This window comes from Enterococcus silesiacus (assembly GCF_001886225.1).
In the GTDB taxonomy this organism is placed as follows: Bacteria; Bacillota; Bacilli; order Lactobacillales; family Enterococcaceae; genus Enterococcus_L; species Enterococcus_L silesiacus.
Genome location: NZ_JXLC01000005.1, coordinates 152951 through 173651, shown reverse-complemented (window position 1 = coordinate 173651; position 20701 = coordinate 152951). Strand labels below are relative to the sequence as shown.

Annotated in this window: 21 protein-coding genes; 15 read left to right on the top strand and 6 right to left on the bottom strand. The window is 37.1% G+C overall.

Translation table 11 applies throughout. The features are described from left to right. Nucleotides 1-21 precede the first annotated feature (21 nt). Nucleotides 22-1836 (top strand): oligoendopeptidase F, encoded by a 1815-nt coding sequence (gene pepF / locus RV15_RS05370; protein WP_071877022.1) that lies wholly within the window; start codon nt 22-24, stop codon nt 1834-1836. A 67-nt stretch (nt 1837-1903) separates the two neighbouring features. Here the strand turns inward: pepF and RV15_RS05365 are convergent, their stop codons facing one another. Together RV15_RS05365 and RV15_RS05360 are read right to left on the bottom strand one after the other, a co-directional pair. Next, a complete protein-coding gene (locus RV15_RS05365; RefSeq protein WP_071877021.1) occupies nt 1904-2554 on the bottom strand; it encodes a ClpXP adapter SpxH family protein in 651 nt (216 codons plus the stop codon). A gap of 117 nt (nt 2555-2671) precedes the next feature. Further along, nucleotides 2672-3256: a CYTH domain-containing protein gene (locus RV15_RS05360; RefSeq protein ID WP_071877020.1), complete on the bottom strand. Its 585-nt coding sequence runs from the start codon at nt 3254-3256 to the stop codon at nt 2672-2674. A gap of 195 nt (nt 3257-3451) precedes the next feature. On the opposite strand from RV15_RS05360, the gene yjbM reads away from it, so the two are divergent. From yjbM to RV15_RS05325, 7 genes are all read left to right on the top strand, one after another. After that, entirely contained in the window at nt 3452-4132 is a 681-nt protein-coding gene (gene yjbM / locus RV15_RS05355; RefSeq protein WP_071877019.1) for a GTP diphosphokinase, read from the top strand. Nucleotides 4133-4142: 10 nt separating this feature from the next. Further along, nucleotides 4143-4940, top strand: a complete 798-nt coding sequence (locus tag RV15_RS05350; RefSeq protein WP_071877018.1) for an NAD kinase — start codon at nt 4143-4145, stop codon at nt 4938-4940. 7 nt (nt 4941-4947) lie between these two features. Then, nucleotides 4948-5841 carry an RluA family pseudouridine synthase gene (locus RV15_RS05345; RefSeq protein ID WP_071877017.1) on the top strand — a complete coding sequence of 298 codons (894 nt, stop codon included), beginning with the start codon at nt 4948-4950 and terminating at the stop codon, nt 5839-5841. A 19-nt stretch (nt 5842-5860) separates the two neighbouring features. Beyond that, complete coding sequence (gene mgtE / locus RV15_RS05340) at nt 5861-7222, top strand: magnesium transporter (protein WP_071877016.1); 1362 nt, start codon at nt 5861-5863, stop codon at nt 7220-7222. A 180-nt stretch (nt 7223-7402) separates the two neighbouring features. Continuing rightward, the gene (locus tag RV15_RS05335; RefSeq protein ID WP_071877015.1) at nt 7403-8041 is read left to right on the top strand and encodes a TetR/AcrR family transcriptional regulator; all 639 of its coding nucleotides are present in this window, start codon (nt 7403-7405) and stop codon (nt 8039-8041) included. Between the two features lie 81 nt (nt 8042-8122). Further along, nucleotides 8123-8425, top strand: coding sequence for a hypothetical protein (locus RV15_RS05330; protein WP_071877014.1), 303 nt, complete (start codon nt 8123-8125; stop codon nt 8423-8425). A gap of 123 nt (nt 8426-8548) precedes the next feature. Further along, nucleotides 8549-8797, top strand: a complete 249-nt coding sequence (locus tag RV15_RS05325; protein WP_071877013.1) for a hypothetical protein — start codon at nt 8549-8551, stop codon at nt 8795-8797. A gap of 69 nt (nt 8798-8866) precedes the next feature. On the opposite strand, the gene RV15_RS05320 is transcribed toward RV15_RS05325, so the two are convergent. Further along, nucleotides 8867-9499: a copper homeostasis protein CutC gene (locus RV15_RS05320; RefSeq protein WP_071877012.1), complete on the bottom strand. Its 633-nt coding sequence runs from the start codon at nt 9497-9499 to the stop codon at nt 8867-8869. A 138-nt stretch (nt 9500-9637) separates the two neighbouring features. Between RV15_RS05320 and RV15_RS05315 the strand changes: the two genes are divergently transcribed. Both RV15_RS05315 and trmL read left to right on the top strand, forming a co-directional pair. Beyond that, entirely contained in the window at nt 9638-10483 is an 846-nt protein-coding gene (locus RV15_RS05315) for a methyltransferase domain-containing protein (RefSeq protein ID WP_071877011.1), read from the top strand. Nucleotides 10484-10725: 242 nt separating this feature from the next. Then, nucleotides 10726-11232, top strand: coding sequence for a tRNA (uridine(34)/cytosine(34)/5-carboxymethylaminomethyluridine(34)-2'-O)-methyltransferase TrmL (trmL, locus tag RV15_RS05310; RefSeq protein ID WP_071877010.1), 507 nt, complete (start codon nt 10726-10728; stop codon nt 11230-11232). 79 nt (nt 11233-11311) lie between these two features. Here trmL and gloA2 read toward each other — a convergent pair whose 3' ends face one another. Further along, nucleotides 11312-11692, bottom strand: a complete 381-nt coding sequence (gene gloA2, locus RV15_RS05305) for an SMU1112c/YaeR family gloxylase I-like metalloprotein (RefSeq protein WP_071877009.1) — start codon at nt 11690-11692, stop codon at nt 11312-11314. Between the two features lie 482 nt (nt 11693-12174). On the opposite strand from gloA2, the gene RV15_RS05300 reads away from it, so the two are divergent. From RV15_RS05300 to RV15_RS05290, 3 genes are all read left to right on the top strand, one after another. Then, nucleotides 12175-12804, top strand: coding sequence for a histidine phosphatase family protein (locus tag RV15_RS05300; protein ID WP_071877008.1), 630 nt, complete (start codon nt 12175-12177; stop codon nt 12802-12804). Between the two features lie 31 nt (nt 12805-12835). After that, complete coding sequence (recD2, locus tag RV15_RS05295; RefSeq protein WP_071877007.1) at nt 12836-15412, top strand: SF1B family DNA helicase RecD2; 2577 nt, start codon at nt 12836-12838, stop codon at nt 15410-15412. 182 nt (nt 15413-15594) lie between these two features. Then, nucleotides 15595-16710 (top strand): PLP-dependent transferase, encoded by a 1116-nt coding sequence (locus RV15_RS05290; protein ID WP_071877006.1) that lies wholly within the window; start codon nt 15595-15597, stop codon nt 16708-16710. Nucleotides 16711-16762: 52 nt separating this feature from the next. Here the strand turns inward: RV15_RS05290 and RV15_RS05285 are convergent, their stop codons facing one another. Continuing rightward, the gene (locus RV15_RS05285) at nt 16763-17722 is read right to left on the bottom strand and encodes a diacylglycerol/lipid kinase family protein (RefSeq protein ID WP_071877005.1); all 960 of its coding nucleotides are present in this window, start codon (nt 17720-17722) and stop codon (nt 16763-16765) included. 235 nt (nt 17723-17957) lie between these two features. On the opposite strand from RV15_RS05285, the gene RV15_RS05280 reads away from it, so the two are divergent. Continuing rightward, nucleotides 17958-18464, top strand: a complete 507-nt coding sequence (locus tag RV15_RS05280) for a QueT transporter family protein (protein WP_071877004.1) — start codon at nt 17958-17960, stop codon at nt 18462-18464. A 174-nt stretch (nt 18465-18638) separates the two neighbouring features. Then, on the top strand, nt 18639-19844 hold the full coding sequence (locus RV15_RS05275) for an aminoacyltransferase (RefSeq protein WP_071877003.1): 1206 nt from the start codon (nt 18639-18641) through the stop codon (nt 19842-19844). A gap of 196 nt (nt 19845-20040) precedes the next feature. Here the strand turns inward: RV15_RS05275 and RV15_RS05265 are convergent, their stop codons facing one another. Further along, on the bottom strand, nt 20041-20685 hold the full coding sequence (locus tag RV15_RS05265; RefSeq protein ID WP_071877001.1) for an ECF transporter S component: 645 nt from the start codon (nt 20683-20685) through the stop codon (nt 20041-20043). Nucleotides 20686-20701 lie beyond the last annotated feature (16 nt).

The following is a 20701-nucleotide window of genomic DNA, read 5'->3' as shown; positions in this document are numbered from 1 at the left end:
ATTTGAAACGAGGGAGATAGAATGACTGAAGCGAAACAATTACCAGAACGTTCAAGTTTGCCGATTGACAAGACTTGGGACTTAACAAAAATTTTTAAAGATGATCAAGCTTTTGATGAGGCTTTTCAAGCATTATCAGATGAACTAAAAGAAAGTGCTCATTTTAAAGGTACTCTGGGAAAAGGCAGCACTGCTTTTTTAGATAGCGTCGAGAACTTATTGAGTATTTATCGCAAAATTGAAGTAATCTATGTTTATGCTCATTTAAAAAATGATCAGGATACGGCGAATACGACATATCAGGCCATCTATGCAAGAGCGAGCGCTCTATATGCTCAGGCTAGTGAAGCAGTAGCTTGGTTTGAGCCAGAAGTTTTATCCTTAAGTGATGAAACCATTTGGGGTTACTTTGACGAAAATCCTAAGTTGGAGATCTATCGTCATTTTATTGAAAATATCTTGAGTGAACGTCCGCATATTCTATCAGCAGATCAAGAAGCATTATTGGCTGGTGCAGGTGAAATTTTTGAAGCATCCAGCAATACTTTTTCTATCTTGAACAATGCCGATTTAAAATTTCCAGTCATCGAGGATGAAAATGGAGAGAAAATCCAATTGACTCATGGTGTTTACGGACAGTTGATGGAAAACACAGATAGAAGAGTTCGTGAAGAGGCATTTAAAGGCTTTTACACGGTTTATGAGCAATTCAAAAATACTTTTGCTCAAACATTAAGTTCGCACGTTAAAACGCATAATTACAAAGCAAAAATTCGGAAGTATCCTTCTGCAAGAGCGGCTGCTTTGAGTAGTAATCATATTCCAGAAAGTGTTTATGATACATTGGTAGATGTCGTAAATAAAAATCTACCATTGCTTCATCGTTATGTATCATTACGCAAGCGTCTATTAAAACTAGATGAACTTCATATGTATGATATGTATACGCCAGTTTTAGGAGAAGCAGCAATCAAATATACTTATGAGGATGCAAAAGAAAAAGCTATTACGGCATTAAACCCAATGGGAGATGAATACTTAAATATAGTAAAAGATGCCTTTAATGATCGTTGGATCGATGTTATAGAAAATCAAGGAAAACGCAGCGGAGCCTATTCGTCTGGTGCTTATGATACGGCACCTTATATCCTGATGAACTGGCATGATAGCTTAGATCAATTATACACATTGGTGCATGAGATGGGTCATAGTGTTCATAGTTATTTTACTCGTAATAATCAGCCGTATGTGTATGGAGATTATTCGATTTTCTTAGCTGAGATTGCGTCAACAACGAATGAAAATCTTTTAACGGAGTACTTACTTGAAACTGAGACAGATCCTCGGACTCGGGCGTATGTCTTAAATCATTATTTGGATGGATTTAAAGGAACGATTTTCCGTCAGACACAATTTGCTGAATTTGAACATTTTATTCATACTGAAGATGCCTTAGGAACTCCTTTAACAAGTGAGTATTTAAGTGATTATTATGGTGAATTGAATCAGAAGTATTATGGTCCTGAGGTAACAAAAGACCCAGAAATTGCATTAGAATGGTCAAGAATTCCTCATTTTTATTACAATTATTATGTGTACCAGTATGCTACAGGTTTCTCTGCTGCATCAGCTTTGGCAAATAAAATATTAGCAAAAGAACCACTTGCTTTAGATAACTATTTGACTTATTTGAAATCAGGCAGTAGTGATTACCCAATCGAAGTGATGAAAAAAGCTGGTGTCGATATGACAAAACCGGAATATATTGAAGATGCTATGCATATATTTGAATTAAGATTGAACGAACTAGAACAGCTCGTGGAATCTTTAGCATAAGAAAACGTGGTATAAAAAAATACACCTTCTTAGTAAAAGAGGGTGTATTTTTTGTGCTACTGTGTAATCAAAGCAAATGTAAATGTCCGTGTGGTACACGAGATTCATTGTAATGATCTAGTTCAAATTTTTCGTGAAAATACTGTAAGTTATCCTCAGATGATTCACAAAGTCTTTTGATTTCGTCCATTGACTCGCAATCTTCCACAAGTACACCAAAATCACGATCACATGTATAGTTATAAACTACTGCCGATGGGTGTTTTGCAATCCCCATTTCACGAGCAATTTGTTGATCTGTTTGAAAAGATTCTTTGACAAAATCAGATTGTCTATCGGCTTTGAACATATCTAAATCGCCGCCAGCTTCAACTACTAATTTTTCAGCCAATTCTAAAGAGTAGGGAACTTTTTCCATCGCTACAGCTTGTTGTAAACCAAGCAATAGGTGACGTCCTTTTTTCTTTCCTTGTAGCTGTGCTGCTTTATAATCCAATGCAGCTGAATAAATATTTTCAAACAATTGATTACGTTGTTCAATATCATTTGATGGAATATCAAACAACTTTATAAGATGATTTATGGTCCGCATATTAACTAGCGGAATGAAACGAAATTGAATTTTTTTATTCTCAGTTTCAACCAATTTTAAAATATCCTTTTCTACGTTGAGACAAATGCCCCCCAAAGGATTAACGAACAGATAAATTTCAATCATTCATACTTCCTCCAATTTGACCCTTTTGCGACTAGACATCATTTCTCAACTAAGTGTCCCTAATTTATCAGAAAATCCGGGAAAAATGAAATGATATGTTTTTACGATTATAACTTCTTAATCTTTCTCTTGTGAGCTTAGCATCATTCGCTGGATTTTGTTTGGTGACGGGGATTCTTTGATAGTCAAAGTTTCCAACAAAGCTAGAAAATCTTTTTTGCCATTTTGTGCGTCTTTCACTTCTAGCTCCAACTCAAAATCATGTTGCTGGTTGTACCAACTTTCATCTAGCGCGAGTAAACCTTGGGGAAGTTTTATTTCTGCTCGTTTAGTTGTTAAGCTGCCGATTAAACGTAAATCACGAGTACTGATGCCTAAATCAGTCAACCTACTGTAAACATTTCCATACTCTGGAAGTGCAGCCGAGTCAACGATGTGCTGGGCTTCTGTAACAGAAAGAGCATCGTTGATTTCCAGTAAACCGACTTTTTCAGGGACTTTTAACGTGATTTCAGCATTGTTTGATAGTATACGAACTCTTAGGCCGATGTGCTGTTTTTTTAATTGAAAATCAGCAGAATCGAAATAATAATTAACTTGTGTAAAAAAATCATTTTCTTTTAGATGGAAATAAGCAGCTGTGCGCGAAAAATCCTCAATAGATAATAATGTTTTAAATTCTATTTCTAAATTTTCACTCACTGATTATTACCCACCTTATTTTATTTTAATTCAATTTTTGCATACTTTACCCATTTACGTCAAGAAAAGTGAACTAGAAGTTAAAAAGTTCGCTATTGTTGAAAAAATTTATACAATTTCTCAAATTACCCTATTTTTCCCAGCTCTATGGTAAAATAAGCTGTAAATCAAATTCAAGGAAATTGAGGGATTAGGATGGAGAAAGAGTGGGAGCTTTTTCTGGCACCGTATGAACAGGCTGTTGGAGAAATGAAAGTTAAGCTGCGCGGCATCCGCAAGCAGTTTCGAGAACAAAATAAGCATACACCTATTGAGTTTGTAACAGGTCGCGTAAAACCTGTAGATAGCATTTTAACGAAAGCCGCATTGCGAAATATTCCTGTCGATCGTTTGGAAGAAGAAATGCAGGATATCGCTGGTCTTAGAATCATGTGTCAGTTTGTTGAAGACATTCGTCAGGTCGTAGATATCATCCGCAATAGAAAAGATCTGCAGATTATACAAGAACGTGATTACATTACCAATAAAAAAGAAAGCGGGTATCGCTCATATCATTTAGTGATCGAGTACCCAGTTCAATTGATTACTGGCGAGAAGAAGATTTTAGCAGAAATTCAAATTCGTACATTAGCAATGAATTTTTGGGCGACAATCGAACACTCGTTAAATTATAAATACCAAGGAGCTTTTCCAGAAGAAATGAAAGAGCGACTTCAACGAGCAGCGGAAGCTGCTTATCAGTTAGATGAAGAAATGTCCACGATCCGTGAAGAAATCCAGGAAGCACAGCATCTATTCTCACATGGTCGAGGCAAGTCAAAAGATAATTACTATAAAAGAATCAATGATAAAAAAGATGAGCTAAAGAAAGAATAGGAGGGGTGAAATGAAAGTAGCAATCGTTCATAATCATGAGCACAAATCAACTGAAGTTACCCGCCATTTACTCCTGCTTTTGAAAAAAAATAAGATTGAGATCGATGATCATCAGCCAGACCTTGTAATTTCTGTAGGGGGCGATGGCACATTACTATCAGCATTTCATCGGTTTAGTCATCGCTTGGATGAAGTAAGCTTTCTTGGCGTCCATACAGGGCATCTAGGCTTTTATACAGATTGGCGAGACTATGAGTTGGATGAACTTGTTCAAAGTCTGCTCGTCCATCAAGAAAAAAGCGTTAGTTATCCGTTATTGGATGTAAAAATCAGTTTTCACGGTACTAAACCAGATAAGCATTTCTTGGCATTGAATGAATCGACTATTAAACGTGCCAATCGTACAATGGTGGCAGATGTTCTGATTAAAGATGAGTTATTTGAACGTTTTCGCGGAGACGGTTTGTCTGTTTCGACACCGACTGGTTCTACAGCGTATAATAAGAGTATTGGTGGAGCGGTGTTGCATCCTAGTATCAATGCGTTTCAGCTTGCCGAGATTGCTTCATTAAATAATCGTGTGTTTAGAACGTTAGGTTCGCCCATTGTAATTGCTCACACCGAATGGGTCGAAATTAAGCTGCAGGAAAGTAATGATTATTTGATCACAGTTGATCAGTTGGATATTTACCAAGACGACATCAAGTCAATTTATTATCGAATTGCGGATGAACGCATTCATTTTTCTTCATACCGACATATGCATTTTTGGCATCGAGTAAAAGATGCCTTTATTAGTGAGGATTAATAGATTAATGGAATTTAATTGGACAGTTGAAAAAGAAGAGACACAACAAGTAAAAGCTTTTTTAAAAGAGCAGGGAATCTCCAAAGGTCTTTTGGCGAAAATTAAATTTCAAGGGGGCAAAATCGAGGTTAATCAGTCGGTTGAGAATGTCTTATATAAACTATCTTTTGGCGATCAAGTCAAAATCACGATTCCTGATGAAAAAGAACACGAAACCTTACTTGTTGACGATGTATCGCTTGAGATCGTTTTTGAAGATGAGCATTATTTAGTGGTCAATAAACCCGCAGGAATAGCATCGATTCCAGCTCAATATCATCCTAATGGGACAATGGCTAATCGGGTGAAGGCCTATTTTAAAACGCAAAATTATCAAAATCAAGTCATCCATGTGGTGACCCGTTTGGATCGAGATACGACAGGCTTGATGTTATTTGCCAAACATGGTTTTGCTCACGCAATGTTGGATCAGGAATTGCGCAAAAAAGAAGTAATCAAGATTTACCAGGCGTTAGTCGCAGGTGATGTGCTGACGTTAAATAAACATGGTAAAATCGAGCTGCCAATTGGCCGAGATATGTCCTCTATACTAAAGCGGACAATAGTTGAAACGGGCCAGCAGGCAAAAACAGAATATTGGCTAACAAAACGTAACCAGGACAAAGCATTAGTAAACATTCAACTCCATACAGGACGGACCCATCAGATCAGAGTGCATTTTGAGGCTCTGGGCTGTCCTTTACTGGGAGATGAGATGTATGGTGGTAAAATGGATAGCGGGATTAGCCGTCAAGCGCTACACTGCTGTCAATTGAGTTTCATGCATCCATTTACGAAACAACGATTAGAACTAACTTCACCTTTAGCCGCAGATATGAAAAAAATCGTAGATCAACTTTAAATTGAAAGGAGAGATCTGGATGAATGAAGGACAAGAAATGGAAGAACATTTCTCCTTACTGTTGGAAAAATTGAAAGAGCAGCAAATGGCTGAATTTCGGGAGCTATTTCTAGCACTTCACATTTATGAACAGGGGCAATTTTATCAGTCGATCGATGAAGCAGATAGAAAACAAATTTACAGCTATTTGTCGCCTAAAGAATTAGCAGATATGTTTGATGTTATCGAAGAAGATAATGAGAATATGAAAGACTATATAGCCGAGATGCGTCCAAGCTATGCGGCTGAAATGCTGTCAGAAATGTACACCGATAATGCAGTTGACTTGTTGAACATGCTTGATAAAAGTCAAAAAGCAAAATATCTTAGTTTGATGAGTACAGAAGACGCTGGTGAAATCAAGGAACTGCTGCATTATGAAGATGATACAGCAGGATCAATCATGACGACAGAATTTGTTTCTATCGTTGCTAATCAAACCGTTCGCTCTGCCATGTATGTGTTGAAAAATCAAGCAGATGTCGCTGAAACAATTTATTATGTCTATGTGGTGGATCAAGAAGATCATTTAGTCGGAGTTATTTCTTTGCGTGACCTGATTGTAAACGATGATGATACAATGATCTCTGACGTCCTGAGTGAACGGGTAATCTCGGTCCATGTTGGGGATGATCAGGAAGATGTTGCTCAAACGATTCGAGATTATGATTTCCTAGCACTACCTGTTACAGATTATGATGATCATCTTTTAGGGATTGTTACAGTTGATGATATCATTGATGTTATTGATGATGAGGCAGCTAGTGATTACTCTGGACTTGCTGGGGTCAACGTTGAAGAAGTCAGCGAAAATCCAATTAAGGCTGCCTCTAAACGGCTCCCTTGGTTAATCACCTTGTTATTTTTAGGAATGTCTACAGCAACATTAATCAGCCATTATGAAGAGTTAGTAAGTGAAGCAAGTATTTTGGCTGTATTCATTTCTTTGATCACAGGAACTGCTGGAAACGCTGGTACCCAATCATTAGCGGTTGCCGTTAGAAGATTAGCAGTATCTGATGAAAAAGACAATAACTTTAGTCGTTTGATCATTAGTGAGGTGTTAACAGGACTTGTAACGGGTGCTGTGACTGGTGTGGCTATTTTTGTCGTCGTTGGAATCTGGCAGCACAATTTTCCATTAGGGTTTGTGATCGGAATGGCGATGCTTTGCGCGATTACAGTTGCCAATCTGGCTGGAAGCTTGATTCCCATGCTGATGGATAAATTAGGCTTTGATCCTGCGGTTGCCAGCGGTCCTTTTATCACAACTCTAAGTGATTTAACAAGTGTTTTGATCTATTTTAATATTGCGAGTCTCTTTATGCAATATTTTGTTTAGTGAGGAATCTAAGGTAAAGTTATCAGGATTTATTTAAATTATAAGTGAGGTTGAGGCATGACTCGAAGAGTTATATCTCAACCCTTTTTTATGTAAATTAAGAAAATGACAAAAGAAGAATTGACAAAAGTAATACTTTTAGATATGATACATACTAACGGTATGTATGGAGGGAAGCTTGTGGCACGTAATAAGTATCCAGAGGAAACAGTAAAAAAAATATTAGATGTATCAGAAGAGCTCTTTTTAGAAAAAGGCTACGATCATACGACGATTCAAGATATAATTGACCATTTAGGTGGATTAACTAAAGGGGTTATTTACCATCATTTTAAATCAAAAGAAGAAATCTTTAATACAATATTAGAAAAAAGGTATGCAATTGGTGTAATGGATCAAATCGAAACGATGAAAGACATTAGCGGTTTTGAAAAAATTAGAAAAATCAATTCGATGAGTTTGCGGTCATTAGAGCATCAAAAACTTGCTTTTTCAGCAAAATCATTGATTACGAACCCCAGAATTATTGGTGAGTTGTATGCAGAGGCGTTTACAAATATTATTCCGTACATTAAATCATTAGTAGAAGAAGGGGTTAGTGATGGTTCGATTATCACTGATTATCCTCAAGAAATAGCTGAGTTGATCGTTCTTTCAACAAATATCTGGTTAGCTCCTTCATTTTATAAAATTGATGAAAATGAGCTTTTGAACAAGCTTTCATTTTTTAAGATGCTATATGATGGTGTGAATTTTCCATTGATTGATGATGACTATATCAATGACGTAGTGACTATGTTTAGAGTAATCCGAGAATAAAGATGCTTAACGGCATTTTTATTTTCAAGTGATACATACCGTTAGTATGTAAAAGGAGAATGCAAATGATTAAATTAAGAGGTGTTTATAAATCCTATCAGTATTTGGACTGTAATTACAGCGTTCTTTTCAATGGTGATCTGTTTAGGGACACTAAAGTGTTGCTCGGGGTATAGCCCATTGCTAAAAGAGAGTGAACTATTGTTTGGAGGGGAGACTATTTTAACAAAAGCAGTTATTTCAGGTGCTATAGCTTTGATGATAGTAGGAATTTTTCTTGCGGTTGGATTCCAAAATAAATCAGTTATCTCAACGATTGTAACTGCACGGGTCCTTTGTTCAGTGTTAAATAATACTATGCAATTAGAAAAGGGGCTCGACTAGTATTATCTATGGATTATTATTAGCTGTTTCTATTGGAGCAGTTACCACCATTGTCAATTAAACAAAACAAATAGAAGTGGGATAAATCAAACCAATAACAAAACATTCCTAGGAGGAGAAAAAATGATCAATGAAATGAATAAAAAAATGAATAAACTAAATAAAAAATTAGGGGTAAATGTAAAATTGCCGAAAATGAACAGTCGCAGATTGAATCAAAGTGCGACAATCAATTTGATTATTGGTGGAGGATTAGCTAGTGCAGGTGTATTTCTAAAAAGAAATGAGTTGTTTCTTTTAGGTAGTTTAGGACTTCTCAGTAGTTTAGTCATGAGTATTGAGGCTAAAAAAATGCAAGATCAATCAAAGTAACCTAAGAGATGCAATAAGAAATAAGGAGACGAAACTATTGCAAAGAATCGTCTCCTTTTTATTTAGAAATTATCCTACAATTTTAGTTCCGTGAACTTCAGTGACTCCTAAGGCGTTGACTACAGCGTCAATATTTTCACTAGAAATTCCTCCGCCTGGTAAGATCATGATTCGGTTGTTAGCGTAATCAATCAGCTCTTTCAGATGGTTAAAATTGTGCTCAATGGCACTTCCAGCAGATCCACCATGGGTTAAAATCCGATGCACATCATGTTCTGCTAGCCAGTCGATCGCTTTCAATTGATTTTCTTTACTTAACACATCAAAAGCCATATGGAAAGTGATCTGTATACCTTCCGCCGTATCGATCAATAATTCAAGAGCCTCTTCATCTAACCAATTATCCTTTGTCAGACAACCTAAAACAACACCGTCTGTTCCAATTTTTTTGGCTTCGATCAGATCTGTATGCATGATTTTAAGTTCAATATCATTATAAACAAAGTCTCCGCCTCGTGGTCTGATGATCGTCATGACTGGAATCGATTTTTCACCAGCATAGGCCACAACTTCTTCGATAACACCCGTACTAGGCGTTGTGCCACCAACAGCTAGATTGTCACATAATTCAATTCGACCTGCACCATTACGGATGGCAGTAGGTATATTTGTGAAATTTTCGGCACAGAATTCTTTAATCATTCGTTTCACTCCTTGTTTTTTCTTCACAGGCATTGTACCATAATTTCGGCTGTTGCCAAAGTCTTCTTCTCGTTGTAAGATTAGTAACGACAGTTTATCAGCGAGTGTCAGAATTTATAGTGAATAGGACGTAACCTTATGTTGAAAAAAATTGATTTTGCTCGTAATTTTTTAGAAAAACACCAAGAACAATTTCGTTGCCCTGTATGTAACAAAGCCTTTCAGTTAAAAGACCATAGTTTGATTTGTGAGGAAAACCATCAATTTGATTTATCGAAAAAAGGCACTATTTATTTTCTAACGCATAGCATTCAGACGGAATATAATAAAAAAATGTTGGTTCACAGAGGTAAAATGATTCAAAGTGGGATGTATCTGCCTCTATTAGAAAAAATGATCGCTACAATGAATCTAACAGGAAGCACATTGGATGTTGGCTGTGGCGAGGGAAGTTTTTTAGCTGAGCTTTCTTCTTTAGGTTTAGCAGGGGCAAAATTTGGTTTTGATATTTCTAAAGATGGCATCTATTTAGCTAGTAACCAAGCAATTGAGGCTTTTTGGTGTGTAGCTGATTTGACGAATTTACCATTTACAGATCAGTCTATGGATACTGTCTTGAATATTTTTTCTCCGTCTCATTATCAGGAATTTAAACGTGTGTTGAAAAAAGATGGAACAGTAATCAAAGTAGTACCAGAAGCTAATTATTTGAAAGAACTGAGAGCAGCCTTCTATCCAGATGATAAAAGCAAACAAACCTATTCAAATGAAAAAGTTTTAGCAAAATTCGCTAAAGAAATGGATGTTTTAGTTGATGAACGAGTAACCTTCACTTTTGCTGTACCAAAAGAGTATCGTTTAGACTTATTAGAAATGTCCCCGCTTGAGTGGGGGGTGGCTGAAAGTGTAAAAGAAGAGCTTCAAAAGAATCCATTATCTGAAATCACAATTGACGTTCGGATGTTAAAAGGAAAGAACAGGTAACGCTTACATTTGGTTAATTTGCTAAAAGGTATTGCAAAGCTCTGGTAATGGTGTTATATTACATACAAGTTGTTTTTTCGTTGGTTTTTATCAGGTTCCTGTTCTGATAAAAGTTAGTGAAAAGAGCTTCACTAACGTAGCGACTCGCAGTGATTGACACCGAGGCGATACGTTTTTTTTATGTTGATTTTAGTGAATAAAAAATAAATAATGTGACATACAATTGAAAGGAAACAGTAATCATGACAAATCATATTGTATTATTTGAACCACAAATTCCAGCAAATACAGGGAATATCGCACGAACGTGTGCAGCAACAAATTCGCCCTTACATCTCATCGAGCCGTTAGGTTTTTCGACTGATGATAAACACTTAAAAAGAGCTGGATTGGATTACTGGAATGATGTTAATATTATGTACCATAAAGATTTGACAGCATTTTTAACCTACTTAGGTGATCGTCCACTGCATCTGATTACAAAATTCGCGAATCAAACGTATAGTGAAGTAGATTATACTAACAATCAAGATCACTATTTTATGTTTGGCAAAGAGACAACAGGCTTGCCGGAAGAATTTATGCGGGAAAATGAAGAAAAATGTCTACGTATCCCAATGAATGATGAACATGTTCGTTCATTGAATTTGTCGAATACAGTCGCTTTAGTAGTTTATGAAGCATTACGTCAACAGAATTTTCCAGCTTTGGAAGTGAAACATCATTATGAAAATGATAAATTGGATTAAAAATAATAGTAAAAAGCTGTTCCCTTTGATATTAAAGGCAACAGTTTTTTTGTTTATCAAGAGTCGAGGGAAAACGCGATTATTCATGTAATTCCAAAGGTAACCCGTCCGGATCAAAGAAAAAAGTCATTTTTTCTCCTGTGAAGGTATCTGTTCGAACAGCTTCGCATTCGATTTCTTTGGCAGCTAAAAAAGTAATAACTTCCTCGATATTTTCAACTTTAAACGCTAAATGGCGTAAGCCCAAAGCCTCAGGATAAGAGGGGCGTTTTGGCGCATTAGGCGCAATAAATAGTTCTAGCTCATAATTCCCTAATTTCAAATCAAGTTTAACATCGTTTTTATCGTCTCTTTGATTTTCTCTGATGATCTTAAAACCAAGTTTTTCAACATAAAATTCTTTTGTTTTATGGTAATCAGAACAGTTAATCGCGATGTGATGAATATGTTCAAAAAACAAATCAGATTCCTCCTTAAAATAAAAGCGAAACGGGCTCGTTTGACTTCGGCAGGAAAATAGGAAAATCGAATTGAGACGATTTATGTCTCAAAGAGATTTTGTCTTTTTACCGAGAAGTAAGACCGTGCAGCTGGATAAAATAAAAGCGAAACGGGCTCGTTTGACTTCGACAGGAAAATAGAAAAATCGAATTGAGACGCATTATGTCTCAAAGAGAATTTATCTTTTTACCGAGAAGCAAGTCCGAGTAGCTAAATAATATAAAAGCGTAACAGTCTCGCCAAGTCATGTATTCAAATATATATTTTAACCTTTTCATTATAACCTACTTATTTCTTTAAAACACTCAGACTGTTTCGTTTTTTATCAACCTCCTCGTAGTTAAATGGAATTTTGCCAGTGAAAATGATACACTAGATAAGATAAATAAGTGGAAATCAAGAAGTAGAAAATCAATAAATCAGAATCAAGGGAGCAATATCATGAAATTATATTTTACTCGTCATGGAAAAACTGAATGGAATCAGGAACTGCGTTTTCAGGGAATGACTGGAGATTCACCACTGCTTCCAACAAGCTATGAAGAAATAAAATTATTAGGCCAAACGGTCAAGGAAGTACCTTTTGAAAAAATCTTTTCGAGTACTTCACCACGTGCGAGAAAAACAGCTGAAGGCATCAATCAAGAATTAGAACAACCTGTAGAAATCATCTATACGGATGAGCTTAAAGAACTGGGTCTGGGAAAATTAGAAGGTCAGTCTATCGCAGAGATGAGAGAAACGTATGGACAAGAATTAGACCATATGCGTTATCAGCTAGATCGCTACAATCCGGAAGTATTTCAAGGTGAACCGATCGACCAAGCGATTTCACGTATTTCTTCTGTAGTTAAATCTGCGGTTGATAAAGGTGATGGCCCCTATCTTTTCGTTGGCCACGGCGCGTCGTTAACTGCTGCGATTCAATCACTTTCAGGTAAAGCGTTAGGCGAACTGCGCAGTATGGGCGGGCTTAAAAATAATAGCTTGTCGATCCTAGAAACAGCAGAAGATGACAATGAGCAATTTTATACTTTAAAATTATGGAATGATGTTTCCTTTTTACAATAAACTATTTTTTTGATGAAGCGAGGTGAGATCGATGGATACATTGTTTGGCGAAGGGGAAAAAGAATATGTGGTTGGACAAGTTCAGGCAATCTTTTTTCAAAATCCCAGCAATTTTTATAAAGTTTTGTTGGTGAAAATCACGGATACGAATACAGATTATTTAGAAAAAGAAATCGTAACGACTGGTAGTTTCGGTCAAATTCAGGAAGAAGAAATTTATCGCTTTTTTGGACATTTCGTTGATCATCCTCGTTATGGCAAACAATTTCAAGTCGATAGCTATCAGCAAGAGCGACCAACTTCTGCCAGTGGCGTTGTAAATTATCTTTCTAGTGAAAAATTTCCAGGGATAGGGAAGCGAACAGCTGAGAAAATCGTTGAAATTTTGGGAGAAGATGCAATCGATCGTATTATTGAAACTCCTGATGTTCTTGAAAAAGTTCCTCAACTAAATGAAAAAAAACGCCAAACAATCATTGAAACGATCCGTTTAAATCATGGGATGGAGCAAGTAATCGTCGGCTTAAATCGTTACGGTTTCGGGAGTCAGCTTTCGTTTGCAATTTATCAAACTTATAAAGAAGAAACTTTAGATATTATTCACGAAAATCCATATCAATTAGTTGAAGATATTGAAGGGATTGGCTTTAAACGGGCCGATAATATTGCAGAGCAGTTGGGGATTGGTGCAGATTCAGACAAACGAGTGCGAGCGGCGATCACACATGAAATTTTCCAACATTCTGTGCGTTCTGGGAATACTTATGTGGAAGCAGAAATGTTGCTGAGAGAAACGATCAATACATTGGAAGCGAGTCGACCTGTAGAAATTTCCATTGATCAAGTGGCAGAACAGATCATCCATTTAGTAGAAGAAGCTAAAATCCAGCAAGAAGGCACAAAACTTTTTGAAAATAGTTTATATTTTTCAGAATGGGGAATCGGGACATCGATCCAACGTCTGCTAACACGAAAAAAAGAAATTAAGTATGATAAAAAAGACATTGAAAAAAATATTCGTGGGGTTGAAAAACGCTTGGGAATCTTGTATGGCGATTCTCAACAAGCGGCAATTGAAGAAGCAATCAAATCACCATTATTCATTTTAACTGGCGGACCAGGTACTGGGAAAACGACCGTCATCAACGGAATTGTTTCAGTCTTTGCCGAGCTGAATGGACTTTCTTTAGATGTAAAGGATTATACACAGGAAATGTTTCCAATACTATTAGCCGCTCCAACTGGACGTGCAGCGAAACGAATGAATGAAACGACTGGACTGCCGGCAAGTACGATCCATCGTCTCTTGGGGTTAAGTGGACGAGAAAAAAATCCTAGTATGACAGCTAAAGAACTAGAAGGCGGTTTATTGATCGTTGATGAAATGTCGATGGTCGATACTTGGTTGGCAAATACATTGTTTAAAGCTATTCCAACCAATATGCAGGTGATTTTTGTTGGTGATAAGGATCAATTACCTTCTGTTGGACCGGGTCAGGTTCTGCATGATTTGATGCAAATCAATGAAATTCCACAAAGAGAATTAACAGAAATTTATCGACAAGGCGACGGTTCAAGTATTATTCCCTTAGCTCATGAAATCAAGCAGGGAAAATTACCACAAGATTTTACTGTCAATCAAAAAGACCGTTCATTTTTTCCAAGTGACGTCTATCATATCGAGACCTATGTCCGCCAAATCGTAACAAAAGCTAAAGCAAAGGGCTTTTCTCCGCAAGATATCCAATTACTGGCTCCAATGTACCGAGGAGCTGCTGGGATTGATGCGTTAAACAAAATGATGCAAGAAATTTTTAATCCTAATGACGGCACGAAAAAGGAAGTAAAATGGAATGAATCTGTTTATCGCATTGGAGATAAGGTCTTACATTTAGTCAATACACCAGAGCTGAATGTGTTTAATGGTGACATGGGCGAGATAGTAGGAATTATTTTAGCGAAAGAATCAGAAGATAAAGTGGATGAATTAGTGATTCAGTTTGACAATAATGAAGTCAGCTATAAACGCAATGAGTGGAATAAAATCACGCTCTCCTATTGCTGTTCGATTCATAAAGCGCAAGGTAGCGAGTTTAAAATGGTTATTTTGCCGATGGTGCATCAATATCATCGGATGCTGCAGCGTAATTTGCTCTATACCGCAGTGACTAGAAGCAAGGACATCCTGATCCTGTTAGGTGAAGTTCAAGCCTTTAACACTTGTGTTGCGCATGAATCAGCTAGTCGCTTAACGATGCTCAAAGAACGGATCACTAGTGCGGATGACATGTCGTTAACTACGAGAATGCAACTTGAGGCCTATGAAGAAGGATTAAACAAAGAGGGGCCATTTTCAGAAACAACAGAAATTAAATCAGTGACCTATGAAGCTGTCAAAGAGGAGACTGCTGTAGTCGAAGAAGTGATAGTGCCAGTGAGAACTAAACCTAAAACGGAAGAAATCTCACTGTTTAGTGAACCTGTTCAAGAAACGAGTGAACAAATAGAAGCAGAGGTTGAGCGCTTATTGACGCCAAGCTTAGTCAGTGCGCAAACAATTGACCCAATGATCGGAATGGGGCAGACAACGCCAGCTGATTTTATGTAGTAAAGAGCGAGTTGCACTTAAATGATTTTGCGCAACCTTATTCTCAAGTTTTAAACCTTTTATGACACCTACAGAACTATTACTTGCTTTAAGAATCAGTCGATGTATATAATTGAAAAAACACGTAATGGTGTTGTAGTACAAATGAAGGTGGACTATTTTGGTAGAAATGAGGGAAGGTAATGAAAAAAGAAACAAAGTCGGGCGCAATTCAAACAGATACATTTTTGGCACAAATCGGTAATCATCAAAATCCAGTGACTGGATCGATCAATACACCAATCTATTTTTCAACGACGTATGAGCATCCAACGCTAGGAGAGTCGACGGGCTATGATTATACTAGAACTAAAAATCCAACGAGAGAAGTTGTTGAAACAGCTCTGGCAGTCTTAGAAAATGGTGCGGTCGGATTAGCGACTAGTTCAGGAATGAGTGCAGTTCAATTAGTCTTCAGTCAATTTCCTGTAGGTAGTCAAATCGTGGCTTCTAGAGATTTATACGGCGGAAGCTATCGTTATTTTAAAGAACTGGAACAACAAGGAATCTATCAGTTTATTTATGTTGATGATGAAGCTGGGTTTGAAAAGGCTATTACAGCCAATACTGCGGCTGTCTTTGTTGAAACCCCAACGAATCCATTGATGAGTGAAGTTTCCATAGAGAAAATTGCAATTTTGACCAAACAATCAAACGCACAGCTAATCGTTGATAATACATTTTATACACCCTTGATTCAACGACCACTAGATCTAGGAGCGGACATTGTTGTGCATAGTGCGACTAAATATTTAGGTGGACACAACGATTTATTGGCAGGTGCTGTTATTACACGCTCAAAAGAACTGGGTGAACAGTTAGCTTTTAGTTTGAATACTACAGGAGCAGTATTGTCTCCATTCGATAGTTGGTTATTAATCAGAGGAATGAAAACTTTAGCTTTGCGGATGGAAAGGCATGAAAAAAATGCTCAGGAAGTTGCAGCATATTTGAACACCTGTGATAAGGTCAAAGAAGTGCTGTATCCAGGGCGTGGCGGAATGTTGAGTTTTAAAATCAGCAATCAAGAATGGATCAAAGATTTTTTGCGAAATTTAACGATTTTCACTTTTGCAGAAAGTTTGGGCGGGGTAGAGAGCTTGATCACTTACCCAACGACGCAAACACATGCCGACATCCCACAAGAATTAAGAGAGTCTTACGGATTAACGCCTGATTTATTGCGAATCTCAACGGGGATTGAATCTAGTGAAGACTTAATCAACGATTTAAGGCAGGCATTTGAAGCAGTAGGATAAAAATAAGAGAGAGGCATGACTTTTAGAGCCATGCTTCTCTCTTATTTTGCATTTAGAACCAGAAGTATCTACCAGAAGTTCCAAATGTAAAATCAGTACTTCTTTTTCCTAAAATTTCGCCGTCTGCATGAACATATTGAGGAACGGTTGAAACAATGCGTAATTTACTAGACTGGAAATGGTGAAAATATTTTGAATTCATCTGTTTTTTTTGAGTCAATAATATGATCAACCAAAAAATTTTGAACATATTAACCCGCTCCACCAAGACAAAATCAAGGACAGGTTTGCGTGGATCAGCAATAGGAGCGATTGGGACACCACCGCCAAAGTAAGGATGCTTAGTCACAGTGCATAAGAAAGTCCGACCAAATTCAATTGTTTTTCCATTGACTTCAACTAAGATCGGAAAGCCCTTTTGGGTGAATAATACCTTTAAAATAGAAAAAATATAAGACAAGGACCCCATATTAAATTTATTTAGTGCGCTTTTGGAGGCAGATGTATTGGCGGCGTTAACAATGGCTGCATCCAAGCCAATGCCAACATTATTAACAGCAAGACCTGTTTCTTCTTGAATAGATTCCGTATAGGTAATCACTTGAATTTCCTGAGGGCTTTCAGCTTTTAATAATTGGAAAAAGGCTTTTTCCGGCTGTCTAGCGATCCCTGAGCCACGGGCAAAATCATTGCCAGAGCCACAAGGAATATAGCCGATCGGAATTAGAGGATCAAATGGCGACAGGGCGTTAAGCACGCTATGTAAAGTACCATCACCACCTAAAACAACTAAAAGTGGAAAGGAGTCGTTTTCCAGTTCAGAAGACCAAGGAATCAAAATATTTTGAGCTAGCTTTTGTACGATTTCTGTTTCGTGACCGGCGTATTCTGTATAAAAAGTCGTATAATCAATCGTGGCTGTTTGCAGCTGCTTGATAATTTTTTCGGCAGCCTTTCGGCCAGTGCCGCTGCCGGCATTTTCATTGATGATAAGATAAAAATGTTTCTTCATTTGTTTCCTCCTTGTACAAAGTCTTATTATAACAGAGATAGGAAAAATTAAGAATGAGAGAAGCTTGAAAAAGAGGGAAAAAATGAAAATAAAGACTGATTTTTTATAAGGACGATATTGTTAAATCATTGATTATGAGATATAATGCCTACGTATCATTTTTTGAGGATTTAATTCCTTAACAAGGTTCATCAACCATCCCTTGTAAAAAAACTCGGAGAAAGAAGGGGAAACTATGCAAAATACTGTTACAACGAACAGTAAAGTAAAAGCAATCACCATGAATGGGATTGTGATGGCGTTATATCTTGGCTTAACGATTTTAGTAGCACCCGTTTCGTCAGGACCGATTCAATTTAGAATTTCCGAAAGTTTGAATCATTTAGTTGTCTTTAATCGGAAATTGATGTGGGGCGTTTTAGGAGGAGTAATTGTCTATAACTTTTTCTTTGGCTTTGGTGCTATCGATGCACTATATGGCGGACTACAATCGTTTATTTCGTTAGGATTAACAGCCTTACTACAGAAAAAAGTCCCAAATGTTATCGCTCGTTTAGCCTTGAATACAGTGTTTTTCACTGCAACGATGTGCATCATTGCTTATATGTTGGCACCCAATGGCGGAGCAGCTTTTTGGGGAAATTACGCAACATTAGCGCTTAGTGAGTTTGCGACAATGGCAGTGGCTGCACCCGTGATGTACTGGATCAATAAATCTGTTCATTTTGAAAAACGACTTTGATCATTAAATAAGTTCAATCAAACTATCAATAGAGGAGGCTGAATCAAGACTATATTTGTTTTGGTTCAGTCTCTTAAAGTTTTCTCACCATTTTCATGAAAAACTTTACTGTCCCTCTTCGATAAATTATGATATGGTAATACAGAAGCTAAAATGTAGAGGAGTTTTTTTATAATGTTTGAATTTAAAATTGGCGTCGATGCCAAAGAACACGATAAATTTGTGGAAAATCATCCCTTATGTAATTTGTTGCAGTCATCAGCCTGGGCTAAAGTAAAGGATAATTGGGGCTCAGAAATTGTTGGTGTTTATGAAAATGGTACGTTGGTTGCTTCTAGTTTGGTTTTGATCAGACCATTACCAATGAAATTTTCAATGCTGTATACACCGCGTGGTCCGATCATGGATTATACAAATTCAGAACTTGTGGCGTTCTTTTTAAAAGAGTTAAAGCAATTTGGTAAGACAAAGCGCGCATTGTTTGTCAAAATGGACCCAACGGTTCATTATAAAGATTTTCATTTAGGACAAGAACAAGTAATCGATCCAACAGCTCAATCGATCATCGACAATATCATCGCAAGTGGAGCGAAACATCAAGGCTTGACGATGGCGATGGATGCAACGATCCAGCCGCGGTTTCAAGCAAATATTTACAAAGAAGATTTCAGTGAAGAGCAATTATCAAAAAGTACGAAAAAAATGATGAAGCAAGCGCAGAAAAAGGGTGTCACTGTTAAAATGGGGCATACTGAGTTAGTGGCTGATTTTGCTAAAGTCATCGAATTAACCACAGAACGACAAAACATCTCGCTTAGAAATAGCGATTATTTTGAAAAGTTATTAACGATCTATCCTGAAAATTCTTTTATTATGTTAGCAGAAGTGAATTTGAAAGATCGTTTTGAAGAAACTAAACAGCGTTTTGACAAAAATAAAGAAGATTTAGCAAATTTAAAAGAAAATCAAGTGAAAAAACGTCATAATCTTGAAGAACTCGATTTTTCTCTAACCCGTGAAATGACAGAGCTTGAAGAAAATATTATACATTCTGGTGATATTGCTGTTGTTGCAGGAGCCTTGGCGATTACTTTTGGTTCGACTAGTGAAATTCTTTATGCTGGGATGGACGACCGTTATAAACGCTATATGCCAGCTTATCCAACTTGGTTTGATGCAATCAACGAATGTTTTGAGCGTGGTTGTACGTCTTGTAATATGGGAGGATTAGAGGGTAGTTTGAGTGATGGCTTGATCAAGTTCAAATCTAACTTCAATCCAACTGTGAATGAATTTATTGGTGAATTTGATTTACCAGTCAATGGCTTACTTTTTAAAGCAAGTGAGTATGCCTATAAATTGAAAAAACAGAAAAAATAAAAAAGATTGAGGCTGAGGATGGGACAGAAGTGTTTAGCCCCGAGAAATAAGCTGGAATTCACGAAAATTGTTCTTCAAATTTTTGTGAATTCCAGCTTATTTCCGAAGGGGTTGCTTCTGTTTCCACCGTTTATTCCGATTCCAAGTGATTGGGTTGTAACTCGTAGAGTTATGTCCCAGTCACGCCTCAATCTTTTTATAGTTTTTGTGTAGCATTATTCTTCACTAAACGCAGTAAGACAGCAGTCACCCCGACGGTGGCAAGTGCTGCGACGATTGCTTCAACAATCCCACTAGTAAAGATAACAGTCAGAATCGCAGTGTAAACTGCTGCGCCATTGGCACCGATACTTTGTGCATAAGAATCCTTAAATAGAAAATAAATCAGATTCATTACTAAAATCGTATTCGTAGCTGAACCCAGAAAACCTGCAATAAACAAACTGATTGTTTGTGATGTCGGTTTATTTTTCGTTAGTTTTTTAAGACCCATGAAGACAAAATAGGGTACGATGCCGATCAAAACTCTTGGAACTAACGCAACAATGATTGCTTTCCAGCTACCTTGATCTGTTCCAATCACTGGAATAAAAGGTGAGAAAACGAAGGATAGCGGAGATAAAACAATCGTGCTGCGGATCATACTGATAATCCCAAAGACACCGCCTAAAAAAGCACCGATTCTAGGACCTAAGACAATCGAAGCAATGATTACAGGAATATGCATCGTTGTGGCATTGATCGGTCCGATTGGAATAAAGCCTAAAAATGGAACAGCAGATAATAAAATCAGGATTGCTAAGAACATAGCCGTTAATGTGAATGTTTTTGTATTTTTCATAAATGACTCCTCAAAA